Genomic DNA, 24,117 nt, shown 5'->3' on the forward strand with positions numbered 1-24,117 from the left:
CCTAAAGCAACCTGCGCGGACTTTCAGATGCGATGGTCTCAGGCCGCTGCTTCAATCCACGCACAAACTCCCCAAGCGCCGGACGAATCGCCGCAAACATAGGATCGTTGCGCTCCATCAGCGCTACCTCTGAGACCAACTTTAGCCCAACTCCCAGCGACGCAACCGTATGGCTGTCGAACGGCAACCAAGCCCGCATCCTCTCCACAATTCCCAGAATATCGTCGTGGTTCGCAGTCTCGAACGACAGTGTCCGTCCCTCCACCGGCTCTCCCTTCGCTCCAGTCAGCGCCTCCACCGTGATCTTGTAACGGTAAGAGTTCATCTCAAGCCCTCTCAATCTGCTTTGCAGCAGCGTCAATGATGTCTGTAATCGCGTGAATCTGTTCCGTCGTCAGCGGACCCTTCTTCATCCGCAGCGCCATCCGGAAGTTCTCCACCGCGCGTTCAATCTGAGGAGAACGACCACTCCCCTGCTCGCTGCGAGCATGGTCCATCCTCGCGAAGATCGCATCCACCACCGCTTTATTCTCAGCCAGTGACTTCGACCCCTCCTCCGTGATCGTATAAAGCTTGCGCGCGCCCTCGGAGACCACGGTCGCGTGTCCCATCTCCTCCAACATCGTCAGCATCGGATACACAACCCCCGGACTCGGCGCGTACACCCCGCCCAGTCGCTCCTGGATCGACTTGATGATCTCGTATCCATGGCTCGGCTTCTCCGCAATCTGCTGCAAAATCACGTAGCGAAGATCGCCCGCCCCAAAGAACCGCATCGGCCCTCCACGTCCCCCGCGAAAGCCATGTCGTCCTCCGCCAAAGTCGCCAAAACCGCCTCGTTGATTGTCCCTGTGTCTCTCACCACGCCCTTCTTCTGTGCCATGGCAACCTCTGTAGTGCTCGTGTAAGTGTTCGTGTAGTTTTCTCATGGCTGGATATTACTAAGATATATCTTGATAAGTCAAGATATAAAATAAAATAATCTTGACGACTCCGATATATTCTGTTCAGGACTTCATGAAACGCATTCTTACCGCCACGGTTCTCATCCTCGCCGTCTTCGCCCTCATCTTCTTCGGACAGCTGTGGATGATCACACTCTTCAGCGCCATCGTTGCAGAACTCGCAGCCTATGAATACCTCAAGCTGGCCTCCGTCGGTGCAGAAGCACACGGAGCCAAACTCCGCATCCCCATCTGGTGGATGACCCTCGGAACCGCTCTCGCCTTCGTCGTCACCCTCCCCAACGTTCCCGTCGAGTCCCAGCTTCCCGTCCTCAGCGGACTCACCCTGATTCTCTTCGCCTGGAACGGCTTTCGAGCCCCGCTCATCCAGGTCCTGCCCGACACCGCCCAGGGCCTCTTCGGCCTCATCTACATTGCCTACCCCCTCACGCTGGTCCCCCTCCTCTGGAAACAGGAGGATGGTCCCGCGCTCGTCCTCTTCCTCATGGTCTGTGTCTGGGCCGGCGATATAGCAGCCCTTTACATCGGCCGCGCCTTCGGCAAACGCAAGCTCGCCCCCCGTCTTAGCCCTGGCAAAACCTGGGCGGGCTCTATCGCCTCTATCATCGGCAGCGTGATCGCCGCCAGCATCGTCATCGCCATCGCCGACACCCTCACCGCCCACGGCAACACCCTGCTTCACATCTCCGAGCCACTCTGGCAATCCCTCCTGCTCGCCGCGATCCTCAACATCGCCGCCCAGCTAGGAGACCTTCTCGAGTCCGCCATCAAACGCGGCGCAGGCGTCAAGGACTCCGGCACCATGCTTCCCGGCCACGGCGGCATCCTCGACCGCATCGACGCTCTCCTCCTCGCCGCCCCAGTCCTCTGGTATGTCCTCCTCCTCAAGGACTACTTCGGTCTCGGCCGCTTCTAACGGCACTCCAAACGTTCTCGCACTTGCCGTTGTCCGCCTTTGCACTTTCCGTGTCCGCCTTTGCACTTTCCGTGTCCGCCCTTTGCACTTTCCGTGTCCGCCCTTTGCACCTGTGTCCGCCCTTTGCACTTGCCATTGTTCGCCTTTGCACTTGCCGTTGTCCGCCTTTGCTGTCATCCTGAGCGCAGCGAAGGATCCCGACACACTCATACCCACCCATACCGTTCCACCCTTTCTGCGAAAACAACCCGTTTTTCCCCACAAAACAACCATGCCAGAAGGCCACGTCTATATCCTCGGCAGCCGCACCGGAACCCTCTACACCGGCGTTACTAGCAGATTCGACCAGCGCCTCTTCGAGCACAAAAACGGCATCAAATCCACCTTCGCCAGCAAATATCATTGCAACCGTCTTTTCCTGCACGAGCGTTTCGGCGACATCCGATCAGCCATAGCCCGAGAAAAAGAAATAAAAGGCTGGACCCGAGCCAAAAAACTAGCTCTCATCCTCCAGCAAAACCCTGACTTCAAAGACCTCGCCGCCCAATACGGCTGGCAATCCTAACCCCACACCAGAACATAGCCGACCAGAAATAAGAGTCGAAGAAACCCGCGATCTCTCAACTGCCGTGCCCGCTCTCGCCTCGCATCAGCCCGCGCCATCAAATCATCAGCCTCTGCCATCGAATCATTAGCCTGTGCAGTCAAATCAATCGACTGTGCCATCGAATCCTCAGCCTGTGCAGTCGCCTCTGCCGTCGAATCCTCGCCTTTGCTGTCATCCTGAGCGCAGCGAAGGATCCCGAAGAGGTCGGACCCACCCATACCGTCCACCCCTTTCTCACCCAAATCGCACAAATTCCCCGGAAGAGCCCTCGCGGCCAAATCTTGTCAAGCCCCGAAACAGCTCAAACCCTCCTCAATCAAGGGAATTCGCATGGCGTATTAGTTTCCCTCAACCGGCTATACTTGAAGTAGTTCTGAAGTAAACCCCGACGTTTACCAAGGATGCGACGTAACTCCTTTGACTGGACATATTTGCAAGTAACCCTTTGTATATGAAATATTTACGAGACAACGCGACCCCCATATCTATGCAAGGAAAAGACTTACGCGCAGGTAATAGGGGGGGAGACCCCTTCGGCAGGCCAGCCACGCTGCGCGCCGCCAGCCACCTTGAGAATCCAAAGCACCCCATAGACCCCGAGGCCGAGGCCTCGTGAGAAAGCTAGCAATCCTCGGCTCGACCGGCTCGATCGGCCACAGCACTCTCTCCATCTGCGAATCCTTCCCCGACCGTTACCAGGTCGTCTCCCTCGCCGCTGGCACCAACATCGACGATGCCTTCGCCCAGTGCCTACGCTGGCGGCCCAGAGTCATCTCCCTCGCCACCGAAGCCCTCGCAGCCGCTCTGCTGACTCGCCTTAAAGCCGAAGGCATCACCAACATCGAAGTCGTCCATGGCAGCAAAGGCACCATCCATGTCGCCACGCTGCCTGAGGTCAACTTCGTAGTGTCGGCCATCGTAGGCGTAGCCGGCCTCGAAGCCACCTACGCCGCAGTCTGCGCCGGCAAGACCATCGGCCTCGCCAACAAGGAGTGCCTCGTAGCCGCAGGCGAGCTCATCATCGCCGCGGCAAAGCAACACAACGTAGCCCTCCTCCCCATCGACTCCGAGCACAACGCCGTTCACCAGTGCATGCGCGGCGGCACCGCAGCCGAAGTGAAGCAGATCTGGCTCACAGCATCGGGTGGCCCCTTCCGCAACACTCCCCTCGCCGAGTTCGAGAACATCACCCCGCAGCAGGCCCTCAAGCATCCCACCTGGGTCATGGGCCAGCGCATCACCATCGACTCCGCCACCATGATGAACAAAGGCTTCGAGGTCATCGAAGCCTGCCGCCTCTTCAACCTCCCTGCCAGCCGGGTCCGCACCACCATCCACCCTCAATCCACAGTCCACTCCCTCGTCGAGTTCGTCGACGGCAGCATCCTCGCCCAGATCTCCGTCACCGACATGCGCCTCCCCATCCTCTACGCCCTCGCTTATCCAGAGCGCGTCGCCGTGACTGAAAAAGAGGCCCTCACCTTCGACCTCACCACACTCTCGCAGCTGGACTTCTCCCAGCCCGATCTCAATCGATTCCCCTGTCTCCGACTCGCCTACGAAGCAGCCGAAACCGGTGGCAACGCCTGCATCGCCCTCAACGCCGCCGACGAGATCGCCGTAGCCGCATTCCTCGAAGGACGTATCCCCTTCCTTGGCATCCCGCGTACAATAGATGCTGTGCTGCAGCTAACTTCCGGTCAATCTCCGGCGTCTATCCTCGATGTGCTTGATGCAGATCTTGCCGCGCGTGCCTCTGCGCGCGAAGTGATTGCCCGCCAACTCACCGGCGCCCAACGGTAGCCTGCAGCCAACCAAGTAACGAGGTCCTCCCGAACTTCATGGCAACAATCATCCAGCTTCTCATCGTCCTCGGCATCATGGTTCTGGTCCACGAGTTCGGCCACTTCGCGGTCGCCAAGCTCTGTGGTATCCGCGTCGAGGTCTTTTCCATCGGCTTCGGCAAGCGCCTCTTCGGCTTCCGCCGCGGCGACACCGAATACCAGATCGCCGCCGTTCCTCTGGGCGGCTACGTCAAGATGGCCGGCGAAATGTCCTTCCAGACCATTGAGACGGACGAGCCTCGCACAACCGATCCCGGCGACTTCAACGCCCATCCCCGCTGGCAGCGCATCCTGGTCGCACTCGCAGGCCCGATCGCAAACTTCATCCTCGCCCTCGGCCTCATGACCGGCGTCTCCATGCTCCACAACGAGGTGCAGGAGTTCATCGACGGGCCTGCTCACACCGATTACATCACCCCGAACACGCCCGCAAGCAGGACCGGCATCGGTAGCGGCGACACTATCGTCCACTATGATTCCATCGAAAACCCCACTTGGGACCAGGTCGGAATACGCTCCCTTCTGAATCTCAACCAGACCGTGCCGTTCTCCTTCATCCGCAACGGCCAGCGCACCGACACCAAACTCTTCGTTGAAAACAAGGGCGCACCCGACGACTTTTCTCTCGACAACCTTGGTCTCATTCCGAAGATGCAGACGACGCCCGTTCAGGTCGACTCGCTTGAGCCCAACATGCCCGCAGCCCACGCGGGGCTCAAGCCCCACGACAAGATCCTCAGTATCGACGGGCTTCAGTTGCACTCCGTTCCTGCACTGTTGTCCTATCTTCAGAATCAGGCTGGTAAGCCCGCGGCCCTTTTGATTCAACGCACTGCGCCTGATGGCACGACGCAGACTTTACCAATTCAGGTCACTCCGGAGCTAGCAGAGACTCCCGGTGGACCTAAGGAAAAGGACTACCGGCTAGGTTTTGTGGCTGTGCAGCCTCCCGTCAAAGTAGAGAGGCTGCCGCTGGGTAAGGCAATGGTTGCGTCGTGGGAGTTCAACAAAAAAGGCTCTCTTCTTATCGTTGAGGTTCTGAAACGGCTGTTTACCCGGCAGGTTTCGGTTAAGAGTTTGCAGAGTCCGATTGGGATTGGGCAGCAGATTCATCAGGCGGCGCAGATGCCGGGCTGGATGCCTTTGATTGGCTTGATGAGCTACATCTCGTTGAATCTGGGGATCTTCAACCTGCTGCCGATTCCGATTCTCGACGGCGGCATGATCCTGTTTTTGCTGATTGAAACGATCATGCGGCGGGATGTAAATCAGCAGATCAAGGAGCGCGTGTACCAGGTTGCGTTTGTTTGCCTGCTGGCGTTCTTTGCGTTCGTCATCTTCAACGATCTGACGAAGCTCAATCTTTTTACAAAACTTAAACCTTAGTTTAGAAAAACAACAAAACCCCGGAGCGAGCATGGTTCGCTCCGGGGTTTGTTGTTTTTGCTGGTATTTTTTGAGGGTGTTTTAGAAAAAGAGTGTTTTTGGTGTGGTGTTTTGGTGGTGAGAACGTGGTGGGATGCATGGTGAATGTGGTGCATTGACCGTCACTTTTCCAGGTGGAAAAAATACGCCAACTTTTTCAACTATTTTTTTCGGGGCCGGTTGAAGCTGCTCGCAGCTCCGCCACGATCTCGCCGACTGCCTGTCGCGCTTCGTCCTCGCGATCAGGGGGAAAGCTGATCGCGCCTACGCGAGCGTGGCCTCCCCCGCCGTAGCGCTCGCAGATGGCAGCGAGATTGACCAGCTCCGAAGGCATCAGCTTGGTCCACGGGTTGGTTCCTACGGACACCTTGGTTCGGAAGCTCGATTTGCTCAACCCCACGTTGTAGGTTGCGTCAGGATGCAGGTAGTACGGGATGAACTTGTTGTATCCCTCGGTCGGCTGGTCGGAGATGTCGAAGGTGATCACGCCCTGGTCGACGGTGGCTCGCTGTTTGATGAGCTCAAGCGCGGCCCAGTGCCGGCCCATCAACGGGCCAAGCTGCTCCTGAACGAATCCCTGGTCCAGAACCTGCTGCAGACTCATCTCGGTCAGAAGCGGAATCAGTCTCTTCACCAGGGTGCCGTCGGCGGAGCTTTCGATGACCATCGTCAGCTTCATCGCAGGCTCGGCCATCTCGACTGCGGCCTTGGCGCTTTCGTACCGCGCGCCGTCGACGATGTCGGCCCACTGGATCAGCTCCAGCATGGGAGCTGTGTCGAAGCCGAAGTTGACCTGCGTGATGTCTGCGATCAGGCTGGTGCAGGAGATGTAGTTCGGGTTGAAGAACTTTCGCATGCGCTGCGAACCGTCGGCCTGTCCTGCTTCAAAGTTCATCTGGTCTTCGGGCGTCAAAAACGCGCTCTGGTGATGATCGAACCACCAGGTCACCTTGGGGGAAGCGGAGTATTTAAAGTCCACGATCGCGTTTTCGCCGCTGATGAACTCGGCTTCGTCGAAGAGTGCGCCTGCTCGATGCACCAGCCCATGGTAGGAGTACGAGGTCGCCGTCTTCACGCACTCCCGGTGAAATCGCGTGAATAGCGAAGCCGAACAAGCACCATCGAAGCACTTATCGTGATAAAAAATCTTACAGTCCAAATCGGCTCTCTCCCGTGCTCAACACCTTTCCTGGAAGGTGTGAAGAGTCCAGCATAGCGCACCCTGCATCGGTCGCGATCCCTGTCACTTCGCGGAACTTCCCGCAGGCTCTTCGCGTATACCAAATCCAGCCCTACGAGGATTCCCTTGCAGACCAATACCCAAGATCCATTGCCCGACACGCCGCTTCCTCCGACCCCGCACTCTCCGATCGAGCGACCCTCGCCGCTGCGCCATGTGTTCTTCGGCACGGACGGGCTTCGCGCCGGCTGGAGCATGCTCATCTTTATTGCTCTCTTCGCGGCCTTTCTCTTTCTCGCGAACTTCATCACGCACAAGATTCATCCACCCACCCACCACACCTCGCCGGACCACACTATCCCCTTCTACTTCATGTTTCTGAACGAGGCCGTACCGCTGTTCGGAGTTGGGATCATCACGTGGATCATGTCGAAGGTGGAGCGCCGCCCTATCGGCGTCTACGGTCTTGGAGGTGCCAGCAAGCTCCCGCACTTTGTCGCGGGGCTCGCCTGGGGCATCATCTGCCTCACACCGTTCATTCTCATCCTCTGGAAGGCTGGTTTTCTTGTCTTCGACAATCGCCTCCTCTTTGGCAGCGACATACTCCGCTACGGCGCGCAGTGGCTGGCGTTGTTCTTCGCTGTCGGTTTACTGGAGGAGTACTTCACTCGTGGCTATCTCCAGTACACGCTCACTCGCGGCCTGGCCGGCCTCTTTCGATCAGCCTTCAAAACTCTTCACAGCAACGTTCTTGCCTTCTGGACTTCGGCTGTCATCTTTTCAACGTTTTTTGGCCTGATCCACGGCAGCAATCCCGGAGAGTCGCCCATCGGGCTGCTTACCGCAGGTATCGCCTCGATGATGTTCTGTCTCGTCCTCTGGCGTACCGGCTCTCTCTGGTGGGCCGTCGGCTTTCACACTACCTGGGACTGGGGCCAATCCTTCCTCTACGGAGTAGCCGACAGCGGCATCATGGTGCAACACCACCTCCTCGCTACCCACCCCGTCGGCAAGCCGCTGCTGAGTGGAGGCACAACGGGTCCTGAAGGCAGCGTCGTCATCCTGCCGATCATCATCCTGATTATCGCGGTCATCGTCTTCACGCTGCCGCGCACCAACGCGGGCTATACCCGGCTCCTGGAGCCACCGGTCGAGTCTCAGGATGGTGTCATCAGGGGAGCTGGATTGGAGTAGTTCCATCTGGAAGGTTTACGGCATGCCAGAGCTACGCGATCGGCGTCCCCTGATACCTGGTCTCGGCGAGGTCCAACTCGCGCTCCATCGTCCGCAACGTGTCATCACTGATCCGCCCCCTGTCGCGCAGACTGATCAGCGTGCGTCGCTCGGCCTGCAAGGCATCTTCCAGGATGCTTCGCAGACGTGTCATCGTCTCGGTGTCGGCGGCCTCAAGATCTCCTTCTTCGCCACCGCCGACGGCTGCAAGCTTGTGCCTGTACCGATGAATCAGGTCGTCGTATAGATGCTCTGCGTCCTGCCCTTGCCGCTTGCGTTCCTCCTCAAGATGATGAAGCGCCGCACGAAGTACGATTCTCCGTGCCTCCTTCTCCTCCGGATCCATGCCCGGTACGCCGGCCAGTCCCAGCGCGCGAATCAACGCGGGCAGCGTAAGACCCTGGAGCACGAGGGTGACTAGGATGACACAGAACGCCAGAAACACGATCAGGTTTCTTGTCTCAGCTCTACCGTTTCCCAGCATCTCCGGAACAGAGAACGCCGCAGCCAGCGCGATGACACCGCGCATTCCTGTCCATCCGACGACGAAGACCTCGCGCGGGCGCAGTTCCTCCTCTTGATGCCCCATCCATCGCCGTTCCACATACGACGCGATCTTGATGGCCGGAAAGACCCAGACCATTCGCAGCACGATCAGCACCACGCTGAAGACGGCTCCGTAAAAGATCAGCGTTCCCCTGCCGAACTTGCCGTGAATCCCGTTCAGGACGTAGGGCAGCTGCAATCCGATCAGCACAAAGACCAGGCCATTCAGCATGAAGGTCAGTGCGTCCCAGGCGCCATGCACCTGCAGACGCACCTCCGGCGAAAAGAACTGCGTACTCTTGCGGCTCAGGTAGATTCCGCACGCCACGACTGCCAGAACTCCTGAGGCCTTGGCGTGCTCTCCTGCGATGTAAGCTGCGTACGGAACGACGAGACTCACCACGAGCTCGACCGGACCGTAGTCGATGAACTTTTCCAGCCAGCCCACGATCACCCCGATCAGCAGGCCGATCCCGATGCCTCCGATTACCAGATACAGCAGCCTCGCCAGGCCCCCGCCCAGCGTCGGGGTCTCACCGCCCTGGATGATTCCAAGTCCAATCTCGAGCGCCAGCAGACCGGTCGCATCGTTCAACAGGCTTTCACCTTCCAGGATGTCGACGATCCGCCTGGGCAGGCCGATGGACTTTGCAATCGAGGTTGCGGCGATCGCGTCTGTTGTTGCGACGACCGCACCGAGCAGAAAGCCAGCCTTCCAGTCGAGCGCAGTGATGAAGTGCTCGGAGAACTCCGCTACGCCCCACACCGTGAAGCCGACCAGCCCGAACGCCATCAGGCTTATCAAGATTGCGTTGCGGCGAAACTCACGCCAGGACATCCACCACGCGGACGCGTACAGCAGCGGCGGCAGAAAGACCACGAAGACGACGTTCGGATCGAGCGGAACACGCGGCATACGCGGCAGGAAGCTGATGATCAGCCCCGCCAGCACCAGCACGATGGGATAGGGCACCTTGATCCGCCGCGCCATCGCCGCAAAACCGGCGACCAGCACCAGCAGAAGAAGAATGACTGTCTCGACAGCATGCAGACTCGATCCAGCTTCCATAACACCCTCGTTTCGGTCCGGCACCGCGTTGCAAACGAAACTACGTCCAGTGTCTCTGAAACTGATGCCAAGTAAACCAGATTAAATGACATGTGCGAGGCGATGTCGAGTTGCGCGCAGATTCCCGCACTCCATTTACACTTCGATCAAGGCTATGAACCCGTACGAATCGATCGCCGCAGCAGCCTCCCCGGAAGAAGCCCGCACCGCCCTGCGGGTTCAGCGCAGACGGATCTTTTATCGACTCGTCGTTATTTTTACTTTGCTCGTGTTGGTTTCCGGCGCGGTTGGTTTCTTCTACGCGCGCCATTGGACTCGCCAGGCGATGCACGATGCTCTGCCGCAGCTGGATGGAGTCATCTCCATCTCTGGGTTGTCCGCTCCAGTCTCGGTTCAGCGCGACGGCCATGGCGTTCCTCATCTTCGGGCAAGTTCGCTTGACGATCTGGTGACGGCGCAGGGATATGTGACCGCGCAGGACCGGCTGTGGCAGATGGATGCGCTGCGCCGACACGCCGCGGGCAACCTTGCGGAGATCCTCGGTGCGCCTCTGCTTGAGCACGATCGCGCTCAACGCACGCTGCAGATTCGCGCTGCGGCCGATCGTGCGCTGGCTACTCTCCCGGCAGATCAGCTTCATCTGCTTGAGCGCTATGCCGCTGGCGTCAATGCTTCGATCGCCGACCAGAGCGCTCATCTGCCGCTCGAGTTTCGCCTGCTGCGTTATGTGCCTGCGCCGTGGACTCCGCGCGACAGTCTTCTGATTGGCCTGGTGATGTTTCAGGATCTTACGAACAGCTTTCCGCAGGAGTTGAATCGCGAGGCGCTGACAGCGCGGCTGCCTTCGCATCTGGTTGGGGACCTGTATCCTGTGGGCTCGTGGCGCGACCATCCGCCGGCTCAGCCGCTGATCGATCTGACTGCGCCGCAGCAGGATATTCCGGATATTCCACTCGACGAATCGCAGACGAAACTTCGGAGACCGGCGCTTCCTACTGCGAGTCCCGAAGATCTGCTCGCCCTGCAACAGATACTGAAAAATCCTGTGTGCGACGGATGCTTTGCGGGGTCGAACGACTGGGTCGTCTCAGGCGCTCACACGGCTACAGGCAAGCCGCTGCTCTCCAACGACATGCACCTCGCGCATAATATTCCGGGGATCTGGTATGAAGCGGATCTTGAAGCACCCGCGCCGAGTGGAGATCTGCACGTCTCCGGCGTCTCACTGCCCGGCGTCCCGTTTATCATCGTCGGCCACAACGCCCATGTGGCATGGGGATTTACGAATCTCGGCGCTGAGGTGCAGGATGTCTACGTCGAACACATACGCGGTAGTGGCGACACGATGGAGTATCAAACGCACGACAGCGCCTGGCATGCGGTGATTCACCAACAGGAGATCATCCACGTCAAAGGAGCGAAGGATGTTGTCCTTGATGTGCCTGCCACTCAGCACGGCGGCGTGAATACGCCTGTCATCTCGGGCATCTTTCCCAGCGAGAAGCGCAGCCTCTCCCTTCGCTGGACGATCTACGATCCCGCAAACATTTCGCCATCGTTTTTGGCCGTCGATACGGCAACCGACGGCGCCGGCCTTATCTCTGCCTTCTCCAGCTTTGGCGGCCCTGCGCAGAATCTCGTCTATGCGGATGACCAGGGCCACATCGGCTACCATGCCGTCGGAAAGATTCCGATTCGCGGCAATATCGTTACGCCAAGCCCCATCAGCCCGGTTCCCGCCGACGCGCTCGACCCCGCGCAGGATTGGGTTGGCACGATTCCCTATGACAACCTGCCGCAGGCGACCGACCCGCCCAACGGCATCCTCGCCACCGCGAACGCCCGCGTCACAAGCGACGACTATCCCTACCCCATCACTCTCAACTGGGCCGCTCCCTACCGCAATGAGCGCATCTGGAAGGTCCTCACTGCGCGCGCCGCCGAGACCAAAGACCACCTCACCGCCGCAGACATGCTCGCGCTCCAGACCGACGTATACTCCGATGTCGATCACGTCATCGCTCAGCGTCTCGCCTATGCCCTCGATCACACCACCAAAGCCGAGTTCACGACAGAAAAGGTCGCCGCAAAACGTCTTCACCAGGCTGCCGATCTTCTCCGCGACTGGAACGGCAACGTGGAAGCGGACGCCGCGGCTCCCGCCATCGTCGTTGCTACTCGCGCCGCGCTGTGGCCACTCCTGCTCGACCCGCAGTTCACGTCGCAGCCCGGAACAAAATCGGATCTTCAGCCTGGAGTCCGCCGCACTGGAGCGGCTCTCTACACCTGGGGCAACAAATCCTACGCGGAAGAGTGGCTCATCATGCACACCCCCAGCCGCTGGCTTCCCCCGGCCTATTCCTGCTGGGACGACTTCCTCACCGCCGCCGTCTCAAAAGCCCTCGCCGATAGCCACGCTCCAGCCGATCTCTCCAGGTGGCACTACGGAGAGTTCCGGCCCATCAACATCGAACACCCCATCTATGGCCAGTCTCCGATCCTTCAGCGCGTCCTCGGCCTGCCCACCAGCCCCGGCCCCCAGCCCCAAAGCGGCGACGACGTCACTGTCAAGCAGGTAGGCCACAGCTTCGGCCCCTCCGAGCGCTTCACTGCCGATCTATCCGAACTCGACAACAGCACCCTAAACCTCGTCCTCGGCGAATCCTCCAATCCTCTGAGCGTCTGGTTCATGGATCAGTGGCCAGCCTGGTATCACGGCACCACGTTTCCCCTGCCCTTCAGCCATGCAGCAGTCGATGCCGCCACCACTCACACCTTGACGCTCACTCCGAAGTAGCGACGGTCTCAACTGAGAGGAATCGCGATGCCATCCTGCAGGCGTAGATGCCCTGGAAGTTTCAGCTTTTTGAGCTTTCGCTCAAGCACATCCACCTCCGCCACCGCAATCTTTCCGGACCACTCGCACTCCCCAAGCTCTACCGAGACGATCTCGCCCTTCTTCAACCCCAGCAGCAGCCCCCGAATCGTGGTCACAAGTCCGACATCGAACGCGATCTCGTGAACCTTCACTCCTGCCAGCCGGACATCCACATACGGGTGCAGGGTGGAGTGGATGGAGTGGTCGGCGATCGCTGAGACAATCTCCATCTCCGGGTTGCTCCGGCTCTGCCGCACGTCTTCCATAAACTTCGAGTAATGCTTCCATCCGTTCGCCAGCGTTGCCAACACGCTTACATGCATCGCCTCCGCCAGCGAATCGGTCACACCCTCCTGTACGCTGCTCCAGGAGATCATCTTCGGGACTTTCTTGCGCAGATCCGTCAACTCCTCCGCACCGAGCCCAGCCTTCAGGTCGGTCTCCGCCTCGCCGCCCGAGACCAGCGAAAACAGATCTCCTATGCTCATATTCTCGGTAAGAACTGCAGTCGCTTCTTTCGTTCTGTTCTCCTCGGCTGTCTCTGTCATCGCTGCTCCTATCCGGACCTGCGTCTCTTTTTCGAAAACGTGATGCGCTCTTCAGCGGGCCCCATATCAGATACAAAACTCAGCGACACATACGTCTCTCTGCCTAACAACTTCATCTTCGGCACGTCCCAGCGGCAGCCTGTAGTCACCTTCACCAGCGTGTGCATGCCCCAGAGCCCCACTCCTGCGATTGTCGTAAGCAGCACAGCAACCCACGGCGGGACCACCGGGCCCACCTGCAGCAGAATCTCGCGGTTCAACTCGCTGGTCCCCACCACGGCCCTGGCCGATACCTTGTATAACTTCGGCTTCGCATAACGATGTGTGCCCGAATCGCTTACAGTCTCCATCGCCGAACCGTCGCCCCAGTTCAGCTGGTAGCTCGTCCCAGCATGCGACGGCGTCAACGCCGGCACCACGACGATCTTTCTTCCTACCACCGGTCGAAGGGATGAAGGAGTTAAGGTCAGAGCGACCGCCGATGGCACCAGAGGGATAACCGGACTCAATCCGGACGGCGGCGGTTCGATCGCAGGAATGCTCTTTGGATGGTCCGGACTCGACGACGCTTGAGGCTGTGGCGTCTGTGTATTCACCGACGGCGCCTCTGAGGTCTGAGCTGTCGACGGCGGCGCACTCGGTGTCGGCCCTGCTGGTGTCTGCGCGCTCTGAACCGGTTGTGGTGGTTGTCCGTTGTCAGACGGCTGCACCGTCTGCGGGGGCGGCAAACCTGGCGCCTGCGAAGTGATCTGTTGCGGCAGCGGCGGCCGATATCCATACGGCGGCAGCGCCCCATACGACGGAATCAGCGGTGGTGGCGTCTTCGGAGGATGTCGCGGATACGTCGGTGCCGGCGTCTGCGATCCTTTCGGCGGCCAGCGCGGAGGGTGCCGGGTAGTCATACCGGTAGCAGGCGGCGGATTTTTTGTCGTTGATGGTAGCGAGTTCGATCCAGTCCCCGGTGACTCCTTCGAGCCTTCGCCTGAAGCATTCGGGTTTTGCGCCGTCCCTGGCGGCGAATTTGACCCAATCGTTCCCCACCCGGTCGAGGCTCCCGTGGTGTCTCGTGTAGGTGTAGGTGTTGGTGTAGGTGTTGGTGTAGGTGTTGGTGTAGGTGTAGGTGTAGGTGTTGGTGTAGGTGTTGGTGTAGGTGTTGGTGTAGGTGTAGGTGTTGGTGTTGGTGTAGGCGTAGGCGTAGGTGTTGGTGTAGGCGTAGGCGTAGGTATAGGCGTCGAAGCCGATCCAGTTGTCCTCGTCCCGATCGGTTGCCAGTTCATGTACAGCTGGTTAGCGGGATTCGCCGCTGGCGCAGATCCGGACGGCTGCGTCGGAACAGTGGCCGACGCCCCCTTCGCCGGCGCACTCGCTGTTGGCGATTGATAAGGAAGCGTCTGGAGTGGCTTGAGGGTACCTGTCGGTTGAGGCTGCACCAACGGCTGCTTCTGCGCATTCGTTGGCGCCACCTTCGCCCCAGCGGCAGGAACTCCCTTCGGTGCCGGTTGCTGCCGCTTGTACGACGTTCCGGAGGTCGAGCCGCCTTTATGGTTTGTCCCGTTCTGCGCCGCCATCCTCGCTGCGCCCATCCCAGCGCATACCAGACTCAGCACTCCGATCCATCCAATGCGTCTCATCATGGAACTCCTCCGGGGATCGCAGGCTTCCACTCTTTGAAGAATGGTGTCACAACCCTGTAAACCGTTTCCGAGTAAAATCCTTTTCGTGCACGCGGGCCGCGAAACACCATCTTGAAAAAAGAGGACAACTCAATGGCACACCCCTTCTGTCACCTGGAGTTAGGCAGCACCAACCTCGCAAAAGCGAAGAGCTTTTACACGGACATGTTTGGCTGGGAGATCACCGACACCCAATATGGAGAAGGAATGACCTACTCCATGTTCAAACCGGAGGGCGGCGGCCCTGGCGGCGGCATGATGACACAGCCCGTCCCGGGAGCGCCATCGTCCTGGCTGCCCTATGTCGCAGTCGATGACATTCACGCAGCAACAAAACAGGCCGCAGGCCTGGGTGCGCAAGTCCACGTCGACGTTCAAGAGGTACCGAACATGGGCTGGTTCAGCGTTATCAGCGACCCCACCGGCGCAGCACTCGGCCTCTGGCAACAAAAGCTCTAACCTGCGACTCATCGCCACCGCTCCGCGCAACTCGGCCATTCCTGTGGTCATATCGCCGGAGCCCGATGCATCGCAAGGTGCGGGTGCCCATACTCGCGGTCTCATCGCGATTGTGTGGGACTTCGTGCGCAGGACGAACCGCTCTCCTCAGGTTCACCTACACGCTTCGGTCAGGGCTCCGTCATACACTAGTCAGCAGATGCGATCCTCTCACCTTCTTTTGGCGCTCACCCTGGCCCTCACTCTGGGAACGACACAAGCCGCAAGCTTCGCCTACGCTCAATGGGATATCGAAGAGTCCCACACCACCGCCAGCCTGCGCGGCATTCACAACGTCGGCGGAGGAGTCGCGTGGGCCAGCGGCACTGATGGTACCGTGCTGCGCACCGAAGACGGTGGCTACCTCTGGCAGACCTGCGCGATTCCACCCGGTGCGGAGAAGCTCGACTTCCGCGGCGTCCAGGCCTTCGACGAAAACACCGCCATCGTGATGTCCAGCGGCCCGGGCGATCAGTCCCGACTCTACAAAACCACGGATGGTTGCCAGACTTGGAAGCTCATCTTCACGAACCCGGACAAAGACGGCTTCTGGGATTCAATTAGGTTTGATTTCTTGCCAAAGAAACGGCAGTCCAATGACCACCGGTCTGGCGTTCTTGTCGGCGATCCCGTGAATGGTCAATTTGCTGTTTATACAACGCAAAACGGAGGAGACTCTTGGGAAATATGGGCGAAAGATGATGAAGTGAATGCATACAAACGATTAGGACCGATCAACGCGAACACGAGAGAATCTCTTTTTGCAGCGAGCAATAGTGTTGTCGTCACACTCAGGCCAAACGAGATTCGCTTCATTACCGGTGGCGAAGGCGGGTCGCGTTTGTTTTCGGCGGAGCCACACAATCCGTTCGACAATGAGACGAAATTCAAATTTACAGTAACGAAGCTTCCATTTTCTTCCAACAAAAGTTCGGGAGCTTTCTCTATTGCAAGCAGACAGACCCAACCCTACAAAGACGACTTGATGGTTGTGGGAGGAAACTATGAATCTCCAGATAGTGTCGGTGCGTGTGCATATCTGCCACACCGGGAAAACAACTCACTTGGGGGCGTGGTCTTCTTCGGATCTGAGCGGCAAAGAGTAATCTCCTCCACAACCCCACCCCACGGCTATCGCTCCGCCGTCGCGTGGGATGCCGATCAGAAACTCTGGATCACGGTAGGCCCGAACGGCACCGACATCTCAAACGACGATGGAAAAAACTGGCGTCCGCTTACGCCCTCACCGACCGACCCTGAAGATACAGACAAAAACTGGAACGCGCTATCGCTTCCCTTTGTTGTGGGTCCACACGGACGTATCGGCCGCCTGCGCACTATCGATCAAAAGGCAGCGGTTACAAAGAAACCGTAGTCGCCACGCAGCTATGATTTCCGGAGCAGCACCGGAGCCGCAAAGGATCACTGAGGCTGCTGCGGTGTAGTCGGAGTAGTTGTGCCACTCCCTTGCGAACCGGATGCGGGAGACGATCCGAAGCCCGAACTTGGCGATGAGCCAAATCCTGAGCTGGGTGACGATCCAAATCCGGAACTAGGCGAAGAGCCGAAGCCCGAACTCCCCGACGACCCGAATCCAGAGGTTCCAGTACCGGTCCCAGCACCTCCAACGCCTGAGCTCAGTCCGCCAGCCGATCCAAGTCCCTGCGTTCCTCCGCCTTGTAGACCTGCGGCGGCTTTCATCTGTTCAATCCGGGGATCGTAGATAAACTCCCACGTGTTGTACGACGTCTGCTCGTTCAGCACCTTGATCGAGGTGCCCTCTTTGGGAATGCCAACACCGACGAACGGTGCTCCACCCCCCGAAAAACCACCAGTGGATTGACTGGCAATTCCGGCTGCAGATCCCAACGTGCTGTTCGTGCCGGTCCCAGTCGAGGCGGCTCCCGAGCTGTCCGTTGAACCCGTCGCTCCGCTCGCCGCACCCGGGCTTGAGCTTCCAGCTCCCGTGGTGCCACCCGAGGTAGCCCCGGCGGAGCTTGTACCTCCCAGCGTAGTTCCGGAAGAGCCCCCAAAGGCGCTTGACCCCGACCCTGCCCCCGATGAACCGAATGCGCTGCCGCTCGAAGACCCAAATGCCGACGAGGAACCTGCGGCTCCCGCCCCGGCCGCCCCAGGAGATGCCAGGCCCGCGGCCGAACCCAACCCCGGCGCAAGACCCGTCAATGGCTTGCCGAAGAATCCCTTCACTGTAGTCTTCGCCTCGCCGACGTGAATCAATCGCCAATCCGCCTTGCCCGTGAAAGGATCGACGTACTCCTGACGCAGATACTTCACAGGCGTTCCCTTCGCCAGCGCATCCATCGTGCCCGGATAGGAGTTGTTCTTGCGGTAGTAGAGCTGGATCGCGCGCACGTACTGGTTTCCGCGATGGACCGCCTCGACCTCCTTCTCGCGCCTCAGCTCCTGCGCCATCTTCGGAGCCGCGATTCCCAGCACCAGCAGAATGATGAAGATCGCGACGATCAGCCCCACCAGCATGAAGCCCTGCTCTCCGTGTCGAACATCAATGTGGAGGTCATCAATGTGCAGATCCCCGACGCGCAGATCACCCTTCGCGCACACACGGGGATTGCGGTCACCGAGCCGAAAACCGGGGCGAAGCTTCCTCATCGCATCTACCTCCAGCTTCGCAGTCTCACCGCGCCAACAGCGGCAGCGTCTGCGTATTGTTGTTCGCCATATCCTCCACCTGCACGGAGTTGGCCGAGATCGTTATCACCTTATACCGCCGCTGCACGATATCGCCATTGGAGGCCAGAAACACATCCTCCCCGTGCAGCAGAAATGCTCTGCGTGTTCCGTCCGCGGCGGTCGCGGTACCAAAGAACTTCAGGTCGATCGGAGGTGGTGGAGGCGGACCAGGTGGAGGTGGCGGCGGACCCGGCGGCGGAGCCTTCACCGTTCTGACTGGCACAATCGGCTTTGGGATATCAATCGGGGCAGAGTTCGCCGAAAATATATTCCGTCCACCACCCGAGTACACCAATGACTCGGTCACCAGCATCGCATCCATTCGCAACGTCGGATCAAGCTGTGCCGAGGTCGTCCCAAGCTTCTTCGCCGCCGCACCCGCGATATTTCCCGACGGCAGCGCAACAACCGCCCCCGCAGCAGGAGCAGACCTCGCCGGAGCCGTGACGACCACAGGCGGCGCCACCGGAGCAGGGCTGTCATCACGCAGCTCGTAGTACAAGACGCCAGCCGCAACCAGCACGAACGCAACGATCGCAGCGCCCTTCTTCTGTTGATCCGCAGTCAGCCGCATCATCGCTGGCCTCCCGCCGCAGTCGCTTCCGAGGTGCTTTCAGCCGCCTTCTCACCAGCACCAGCTACGCTCTTCTCCGAGCCTTCGGTCCCCACCGGCGACCGCAGGTAAGTCGTCAGCCGCAGCCTTAGCCCGACCGTCCCGCTCTGCTGCCCGGTCAGTGTAAGCCCCGTGATCAGGAAGTACATCTTGTCCCGCTCCAGCAAGTTGATAAACAGCACCAGCGGCCGGTAGTCCCCACTCAAGCTCGCATCCATCCGCGCCTCGGTCAGTGCGCCGACGGTCCCATCCATCACCGGCGAGTAGGCATACTGCACCCGCGTCAGCTTCACTCCCTGCTTCTTCGCCAATGCGCCCAGCTCTCCAGCCACCTCGGAGTTCGCAAACGGCAGCCGCTGCTTGTAGAACTTGTCTGCATCCTTCGTGGCCTGCGCCAGCTTCTCGTCCAAACCTTCCAGTGGCTGTCTTGCGATCTCCGCCGTCTTCATCTGTACCATCTGGTCCGCCAACGCAGCCGCATTCTGGCTGTTCGCCGCGCGCCACGCGAAGGCCATATGCGCCAGCAGGTAAAGATTCACCAGCCCCAGCGCCACGACTCCTGCGATATGGAAGTTCTTCAGGGTGCCCAGACGGCTCGCCTTCTCGGCCCACTGCTTCGCCGCAACTGCGGTTCGCTTCTTCTCGGCTACCGTTGTCATCGCGCAGCTCCCTTCTGCGCTGGAGTCTTCGCCAAGCCGCTTTTTGGAGATGCAGGAGATGCGCTCTTCGGAGCCGTCGCTCTCTTCTTCTTCACCCCGTCCGCGGGCGAATCACCCTCCGCTGCACCGCCCCTGCCCTTCGCCGCGACATCCTTCGCAGACCTCTCCGGCAGCGGGTTGTATCCACTCAACACATCGAACTGCACCGCACCCGGAGCCATCACCTGCGCCGCGTTCCGGTTTCCCTCCTGCGTCTGCGCCTGCTCCGAAGCAAGCCTCGGCGAAAGGAACCGTTGCGACGTCTCCAGATTTCTTACCAGCTGCACTGCCTTGTCGCGATCGCCGCTCACCCGCAGCCGAATATTCACATCGCCTTCCTTCGTAATCGCCGGATCGATGCTGGTCACCTGCACCCCAACCGGCAGCACCTTCTCGAGGTCCATCATCACGGCCGTCCAGCTGAAGCTCTTCTCGGCAAACATCTGGTTCAGAAAACGCGACCGCTCCAGCACTGCCATATTCTGCGGCTGGTGCATCCTCGCTTCGTTCGCCTGGCGCTCGTTCTGATACCTCTGCGTCTTCGCCTTCAGCGCGTCCATCTGCGCCTGCGCCACGCGGGCTTTGGCATTCAGCGAGTGCAGCGCAAACCCCAACCCCACCGCCAGCAGCGCCAGCACCACCATCGCCAGCCGAAGCTTCGCAAACAACGGCCTCAGCTCAATGAACGGTCGATTCGCAAGATTGACAGAGATTCGCATCAGTTCTTCAGCGCTCCCCGGACGCCGGCCAGCCAGCCTCGCGGCACACTCGCCGTCACCGCTCCCGCCTCCATCATCCCTGCATCCATCATCTCGCGCACCCGCAGGCCCTCCAGCCCGTTCTCTTCGGTCGCCGCCGTCAGCGTCCCCGCGTCCAGTGTTCCCGCGATCAGCAACTGCTCAGGAGCCGTATGCAACGAGTCTTCAAAGTAAGCCGCCGCCACGCTCACCGCCTGCGCCACTTCACGCGCCGCTGCCTGCGCCTCAATCTCTCGCACCAAAGCCGAATTCATCACCGAAGGCGGCATTCCAGAAGGCGCATCGAACCGATCCCATCCATCCGGCCCCAGCGGCTCCTGCCGCGCCCACTCCTGCACCGAACTCTCCCGATCCACCAGCGGTATCGCGCTCTCAACCAGTTCAACCGGAGCACCCGCACTCGCCCCCGCACCCATATCCACAGAACGATGCAGCAGCAGAACTCCCGCCTGCACAATCGCCGTCGTCACCGAACCGAGCCCGGCGTTAACCACCAGCACCGGCGACGGCGTCTCGTCCAGGCCCGCCAGCGCAGCCAGCGTACTCGGCAGCACCGCGCCCGGCAGATATCCCGCAGCCAGCACCATCGCCTCGTACTCTTCGAGCACAGCCTTCGGGATCGCAACCGCCAGTAGCTTGATCGTTCCCTTCTCGCTCGACATCACCTGGTAGCTCACCATCGCATCATCCGCGTCGAAGGGCAGCAGCTTCTTCAAACGAAACCGCACCAGAGGTAGAGCCTCCGCCACTTTGGTGGGCAGCTGTTCGAAGTCCAGAAACAACACACGCACCGCCGAATCCGGCACCACCAGCGTCACATCCCGAAGGCGCCCCGCGCCCCGCTCTGCCCGATCGGACGACCCACGCCCCGAAACCGTGTCGAGCGCCTTGCGCACCGCTAACGACACGCAAGTCTTATCAACGAGGTTGCCATGCTTCAGTCCAGGAGCCAGCGCGCCATTCGCCAGGTCAACTCGTGCCACAGCGGTCAGCAGAGCAGAGGCATCTTCAGCCCGCGCCGCCACGACGCCCTCTGCGCGAACCTCAACCGCCAGCCGCGGCCGCGTGCCCAATGTCTTCGGTAAAATTTCCATTCCGTCCTAGACTACCTGTTTTTCTTCATCAAGCTACTTACTCTCAGAATGCGCTTGACCTATTAAAAGCCATCGTTTTGCGAAGACATAAATCCATAGCGAGCGAATGCAGACGATGAAGACTACCGCGGGCCATCGCCATGTCGAGTTAGCCATTCCCAGCCAAGCGCTGTGAATGCTACGAGGCATGGTAAGAACCGCAAGGAGTGCCAGCAGAAAGCACGTCCAACCAAAAAGCCGTGAACTTAGGAATGGAGTGTTTCCATTCGTCACCTTACCGTCCAGCCTCGATAAATGTAACCTTATTGATCTCTTTCAGCGTCGTAATCCCATCCCTTACTCTCTCCAACGCCGAATCCCTCAGAAAAGCCATTCCCTTCTGCTTGGCCTTCTTACGAATCTCGCTGCCCGGCTTCTTCGCCAGCAACATCTCGCGAATCTCATCGTCCAGCTCCAGCAGTTCGTGAATGGCCGACCGTCCACGATACCCCGTCCCGCCGCACTCAATACATCCGGGCCCCTCACGAAAGTTGAACCCGCGCCACTCGTGCAGATCCAGACCGCTCGCCAACAACTCTGCGTCGCTATAGTGCACATCTCTCACACAAAATTCACAAACCTGCCGCACCAGCCGCTGCGCCAGAATGCAGTTCAGCGCCGAAACAAAGTTGTAAGGCTCAACGCCCATATTCAAAAACCGCCCCAGCACATCGACCACGTTATTCGCGTGCACCGTCGTAAACACAAGATGGCCCGTCAGTGCCGAGTTGATCGCAATCTGCGCCGTCTCCGCATCGCGGATCTCTCCGACCAGGATCTTGTCCGGGTCATGTCGCAGAATCGACCGCAGCCCTCGCGCAAACGTCAGCCCCTTCTTTTCATTCACCGGAATCTGCGTGATGCCGCGAATCTGATACTCAACCGGATCTTCAATCGTGATGATCTTATCTTCTTCGGATTTAATCTCGTTCAACGCTGCGTAAAGAGTCGTCGTCTTACCCGAACCCGTCGGCCCGGTCACCAGCACCATGCCATAAGGCTCTTTGATGTACCGCCGAAATCTCTCCAGATCCTTCGCCGCAAACCCCACCACATCCAGCGATAGCGACTTGAACTTCTCCGACATCGACTCTTTGTCGAGCACACGAAGCACGGCATTCTCGCCATGCACCGTCGGCATAATCGACACACGGAAGTCGATCAGCCTGCCCTTGTACCGCACGCGGAAGCGACCGTCCTGCGGCACGCGCCGCTCTGCAATATCCAGCTCGCTCATGACCTTGATACGCGAAAGAATCGTCTGGTGATGTTCCCGCGCAATCGGAGCCATCGCCTGCTGCAGCACGCCGTCGATGCGGTACTTCACCAGCAGCGAATCATCGAAGGTCTCGAGATGAATATCCGAAGCGCGTCGCTCCAGCGCCGTAAAGATCGTCGTGTCCACCAGCCGGATAATCGGCGAGATATCGTCTTCGCTCGTCAGCCGCTCAATCGAAATATTCGAGTCCTGGTTCTCATCGCCGTGCAGCACATCGAACGCAAGACCCTCACTCGCCTCATCGAGCACACGCTGGCTCTGCTCGGTCTTCTTCAGCAGTTCGGTGATCTGGCTCAGTGTCGCCACCCGCGTCACCAGCCGCTGTCCCAGCAACCCCGAGATCTCGTCCAGCACCATCAGCTTCGAAGGATCAGAGACCGCAATCGCAAGCTTGCCCTCCATCTGCTCCAGCGGCACGAAGTTGTACCGGAACATCATGTCCACCGGCACGCTCTTGAACAACTCATGCGAGATCTTGAAGTTCTTCAGGTCTACGAAATCAGCACGATAGCGTCGCGCCAGCGACTGCGCGCGCTCCACCTCGCCCATTCCTGCCTCATTAATCGGTATTGCCAACGGTGCCATTGCCATATTCGTAAGACTCCTGTTCCAACCAAACCGTCACTCACACCTTCGCGTCATTCACAGTGTGTTCAAACGATCTTTCTTGCGCGAATCCGATCATAAGAAAAAGCCGAAATCCGCAGGAGACGAAACATCCGTCCAATCTTCTATTATTCAGCAGAATCACCTCTTATGGTATCCTCCGCGCAACCCCGTTTAGTCTCACAGACCTACGTCTTTTGGAGGACCCCACCATGAGCACCTACCCACCCACCTTAGCCGCGCTCGCCCCCAAAGCCATCAACTGGTCCATAGCCCTCAGCATTCTGCTCATCCTGGCTGGCCTCTTCGCTATTCTCGTCCCGCCGTTCTCGGGCCTCGCGGTCACACTCATCTTTGCCTGGGCGATGATCATCAGTGGAATCACACACTTCGTCTTCGCCTTCAAGACCCACACCACCGGCGGCGTGCTCTGGGAGCTGCTCGTCGGCGCCATCTACCTCTTCACGGGCGTCTATCTCCTGCTGCACCCGCTCGATGCCCTCATCGTCCTGACGCTGATCCTTGCCGTCTATCTGGTCTTCGAAGGAATCGTGGAGATTATCCAATCCTTCCAGCTTCGTCCCCGCCACGGAGCGAGCTGGCTCTTGTTCGACGGTGTCATCACTCTCATCCTGGCCATTATGATTTGGCGCTCGTGGCCTGCGAGCACGGTCTGGGTCATCGGAACGCTCGTCGGTATCAGCATGATGTTCAGCGGCTTCTCCCGCCTCATGCTCTCGCTCGCCGCCAAGCGCGTGCTCAAGCAGAGTCTCTGATAGGCAATGTCCTGCCGGACGGGCCCACTGCGCGTGGGGCGGTCACTTCGTGACGCGTATACCGGTCTTGGCTAAGCCAGCAGCATAGAGCCTCCCGCTGGTCGGCGCCATCTTTCCTCCGACCAACGTGAAGACCACGCGAAGCAGTAAAAGGGCGTGC

The 24,117-nt window shown here is 59.4% G+C and carries 23 protein-coding genes; 9 read left to right on the forward strand and 14 right to left on the reverse strand.

The window, feature by feature from the left end; all coding sequences use genetic code 11:
• Window position 1: 1 nt before the first annotated feature.
• Genes RBB81_RS20000 through RBB81_RS20010 form a run of 3 tightly spaced genes read right to left on the reverse strand, consistent with a single transcriptional unit; the run spans window position 2 to window position 883 of the window.
• Window positions 2-325: a DUF3861 domain-containing protein gene (locus RBB81_RS20000; protein WP_353071847.1), complete on the reverse strand. Its 324-nt coding sequence runs from the start codon at window positions 323-325 to the stop codon at window positions 2-4.
• A 1-nt stretch (window position 326) separates the two neighbouring features.
• A complete protein-coding gene (locus tag RBB81_RS20005; protein ID WP_221272727.1) occupies window positions 327-776 on the reverse strand; it encodes a PadR family transcriptional regulator in 450 nt (149 codons plus the stop codon).
• Window positions 740-883 (reverse strand): hypothetical protein, encoded by a 144-nt coding sequence (locus tag RBB81_RS20010; protein ID WP_353071848.1) that lies wholly within the window; start codon window positions 881-883, stop codon window positions 740-742. Before RBB81_RS20010 ends, RBB81_RS20005 begins: the two co-directional genes overlap by 37 nt.
• A gap of 134 nt (window positions 884-1,017) precedes the next feature.
• On the opposite strand from RBB81_RS20010, the gene RBB81_RS20015 reads away from it, so the two are divergent.
• Window positions 1,018-1,881 (forward strand): phosphatidate cytidylyltransferase, encoded by an 864-nt coding sequence (locus RBB81_RS20015; protein ID WP_353071849.1) that lies wholly within the window; start codon window positions 1,018-1,020, stop codon window positions 1,879-1,881.
• Window positions 1,882-2,152: 271 nt separating this feature from the next.
• Window positions 2,153-2,446, forward strand: coding sequence for a GIY-YIG nuclease family protein (locus RBB81_RS20020; RefSeq protein ID WP_353071850.1), 294 nt, complete (start codon window positions 2,153-2,155; stop codon window positions 2,444-2,446).
• Here RBB81_RS20020 and RBB81_RS20025 read toward each other — a convergent pair.
• The gene (locus tag RBB81_RS20025; protein WP_183787642.1) at window positions 2,443-2,706 is read right to left on the reverse strand and encodes a hypothetical protein; all 264 of its coding nucleotides are present in this window, start codon (window positions 2,704-2,706) and stop codon (window positions 2,443-2,445) included. The two genes, RBB81_RS20020 and RBB81_RS20025, sit on opposite strands and share 4 nt — an antisense overlap.
• 394 nt (window positions 2,707-3,100) lie before the next feature.
• Here RBB81_RS20025 and RBB81_RS20030 point away from each other — a divergent pair, with 394 nt between their 5' ends.
• Window positions 3,101-4,291, forward strand: coding sequence for a 1-deoxy-D-xylulose-5-phosphate reductoisomerase (locus RBB81_RS20030; protein WP_353071851.1), 1,191 nt, complete (start codon window positions 3,101-3,103; stop codon window positions 4,289-4,291).
• 38 nt (window positions 4,292-4,329) lie between these two features.
• The gene (rseP, locus tag RBB81_RS20035) at window positions 4,330-5,718 is read left to right on the forward strand and encodes an RIP metalloprotease RseP (protein WP_353071852.1); all 1,389 of its coding nucleotides are present in this window, start codon (window positions 4,330-4,332) and stop codon (window positions 5,716-5,718) included.
• A 196-nt stretch (window positions 5,719-5,914) separates the two neighbouring features.
• Here the strand turns inward: rseP and RBB81_RS20040 are convergent, their stop codons facing one another.
• Entirely contained in the window at window positions 5,915-6,916 is a 1,002-nt protein-coding gene (locus RBB81_RS20040) for a DHH family phosphoesterase (protein ID WP_179584964.1), read from the reverse strand.
• A 147-nt stretch (window positions 6,917-7,063) separates the two neighbouring features.
• Between RBB81_RS20040 and RBB81_RS20045 the strand changes: the two genes are divergently transcribed.
• The gene (locus tag RBB81_RS20045) at window positions 7,064-8,131 is read left to right on the forward strand and encodes a CPBP family intramembrane glutamic endopeptidase (protein ID WP_353071853.1); all 1,068 of its coding nucleotides are present in this window, start codon (window positions 7,064-7,066) and stop codon (window positions 8,129-8,131) included.
• 31 nt (window positions 8,132-8,162) lie between these two features.
• Here RBB81_RS20045 and RBB81_RS20050 read toward each other — a convergent pair whose 3' ends face one another.
• Window positions 8,163-9,785 (reverse strand): Na+/H+ antiporter, encoded by a 1,623-nt coding sequence (locus tag RBB81_RS20050; RefSeq protein WP_179584968.1) that lies wholly within the window; start codon window positions 9,783-9,785, stop codon window positions 8,163-8,165.
• A gap of 154 nt (window positions 9,786-9,939) precedes the next feature.
• Here RBB81_RS20050 and RBB81_RS20055 point away from each other — a divergent pair, with 154 nt between their 5' ends.
• Window positions 9,940-12,582, forward strand: coding sequence for a penicillin acylase family protein (locus tag RBB81_RS20055; protein WP_353071854.1), 2,643 nt, complete (start codon window positions 9,940-9,942; stop codon window positions 12,580-12,582).
• An 8-nt stretch (window positions 12,583-12,590) separates the two neighbouring features.
• On the opposite strand, the gene RBB81_RS20060 is transcribed toward RBB81_RS20055, so the two are convergent.
• Both RBB81_RS20060 and RBB81_RS20065 read right to left on the reverse strand, forming a co-directional pair.
• The gene (locus RBB81_RS20060; protein WP_353071855.1) at window positions 12,591-13,211 is read right to left on the reverse strand and encodes a hypothetical protein; all 621 of its coding nucleotides are present in this window, start codon (window positions 13,209-13,211) and stop codon (window positions 12,591-12,593) included.
• Between the two features lie 8 nt (window positions 13,212-13,219).
• A complete protein-coding gene (locus RBB81_RS20065; protein ID WP_353071856.1) occupies window positions 13,220-14,845 on the reverse strand; it encodes a hypothetical protein in 1,626 nt (541 codons plus the stop codon).
• A gap of 132 nt (window positions 14,846-14,977) precedes the next feature.
• Here RBB81_RS20065 and RBB81_RS20070 point away from each other — a divergent pair, with 132 nt between their 5' ends.
• On the forward strand, window positions 14,978-15,343 hold the full coding sequence (locus RBB81_RS20070) for a VOC family protein (protein WP_353071857.1): 366 nt from the start codon (window positions 14,978-14,980) through the stop codon (window positions 15,341-15,343).
• A 376-nt stretch (window positions 15,344-15,719) separates the two neighbouring features.
• Entirely contained in the window at window positions 15,720-16,757 is a 1,038-nt protein-coding gene (locus RBB81_RS20075) for a WD40/YVTN/BNR-like repeat-containing protein (RefSeq protein WP_353071858.1), read from the forward strand.
• Between the two features lie 47 nt (window positions 16,758-16,804).
• Here RBB81_RS20075 and RBB81_RS20080 read toward each other — a convergent pair whose 3' ends face one another.
• The 6 genes from RBB81_RS20080 to RBB81_RS20105 all read right to left on the reverse strand — a co-directional run bounded on the left by RBB81_RS20080 (window position 16,805) and on the right by RBB81_RS20105 (window position 23,166).
• Window positions 16,805-18,013, reverse strand: a complete 1,209-nt coding sequence (locus RBB81_RS20080; RefSeq protein ID WP_353071859.1) for a type II secretion system protein — start codon at window positions 18,011-18,013, stop codon at window positions 16,805-16,807.
• A gap of 25 nt (window positions 18,014-18,038) precedes the next feature.
• Window positions 18,039-18,671 (reverse strand): hypothetical protein, encoded by a 633-nt coding sequence (locus RBB81_RS20085; protein ID WP_179584978.1) that lies wholly within the window; start codon window positions 18,669-18,671, stop codon window positions 18,039-18,041.
• On the reverse strand, window positions 18,668-19,366 hold the full coding sequence (locus RBB81_RS20090; protein ID WP_353071860.1) for a hypothetical protein: 699 nt from the start codon (window positions 19,364-19,366) through the stop codon (window positions 18,668-18,670). Before RBB81_RS20090 ends, RBB81_RS20085 begins: the two co-directional genes overlap by 4 nt.
• Window positions 19,363-20,124 (reverse strand): PilN domain-containing protein, encoded by a 762-nt coding sequence (locus RBB81_RS20095; protein ID WP_183787633.1) that lies wholly within the window; start codon window positions 20,122-20,124, stop codon window positions 19,363-19,365. The genes RBB81_RS20090 and RBB81_RS20095 overlap by 4 nt, the downstream gene beginning before the upstream one ends.
• On the reverse strand, window positions 20,124-21,257 hold the full coding sequence (locus RBB81_RS20100) for a hypothetical protein (protein WP_183787632.1): 1,134 nt from the start codon (window positions 21,255-21,257) through the stop codon (window positions 20,124-20,126). Before RBB81_RS20100 ends, RBB81_RS20095 begins: the two co-directional genes overlap by 1 nt.
• A gap of 274 nt (window positions 21,258-21,531) precedes the next feature.
• Window positions 21,532-23,166 carry a GspE/PulE family protein gene (locus RBB81_RS20105; RefSeq protein WP_179584986.1) on the reverse strand — a complete coding sequence of 545 codons (1,635 nt, stop codon included), beginning with the start codon at window positions 23,164-23,166 and terminating at the stop codon, window positions 21,532-21,534.
• A 227-nt stretch (window positions 23,167-23,393) separates the two neighbouring features.
• Between RBB81_RS20105 and RBB81_RS20110 the strand changes: the two genes are divergently transcribed.
• Window positions 23,394-23,957: an HdeD family acid-resistance protein gene (locus RBB81_RS20110; protein ID WP_183787631.1), complete on the forward strand. Its 564-nt coding sequence runs from the start codon at window positions 23,394-23,396 to the stop codon at window positions 23,955-23,957.
• Window positions 23,958-24,117 lie beyond the last annotated feature (160 nt).

The organism is Tunturibacter gelidoferens (genome assembly GCF_040358255.1).
GTDB lineage: Bacteria > Acidobacteriota > Terriglobia > Terriglobales > Acidobacteriaceae > Edaphobacter > Edaphobacter gelidiferens.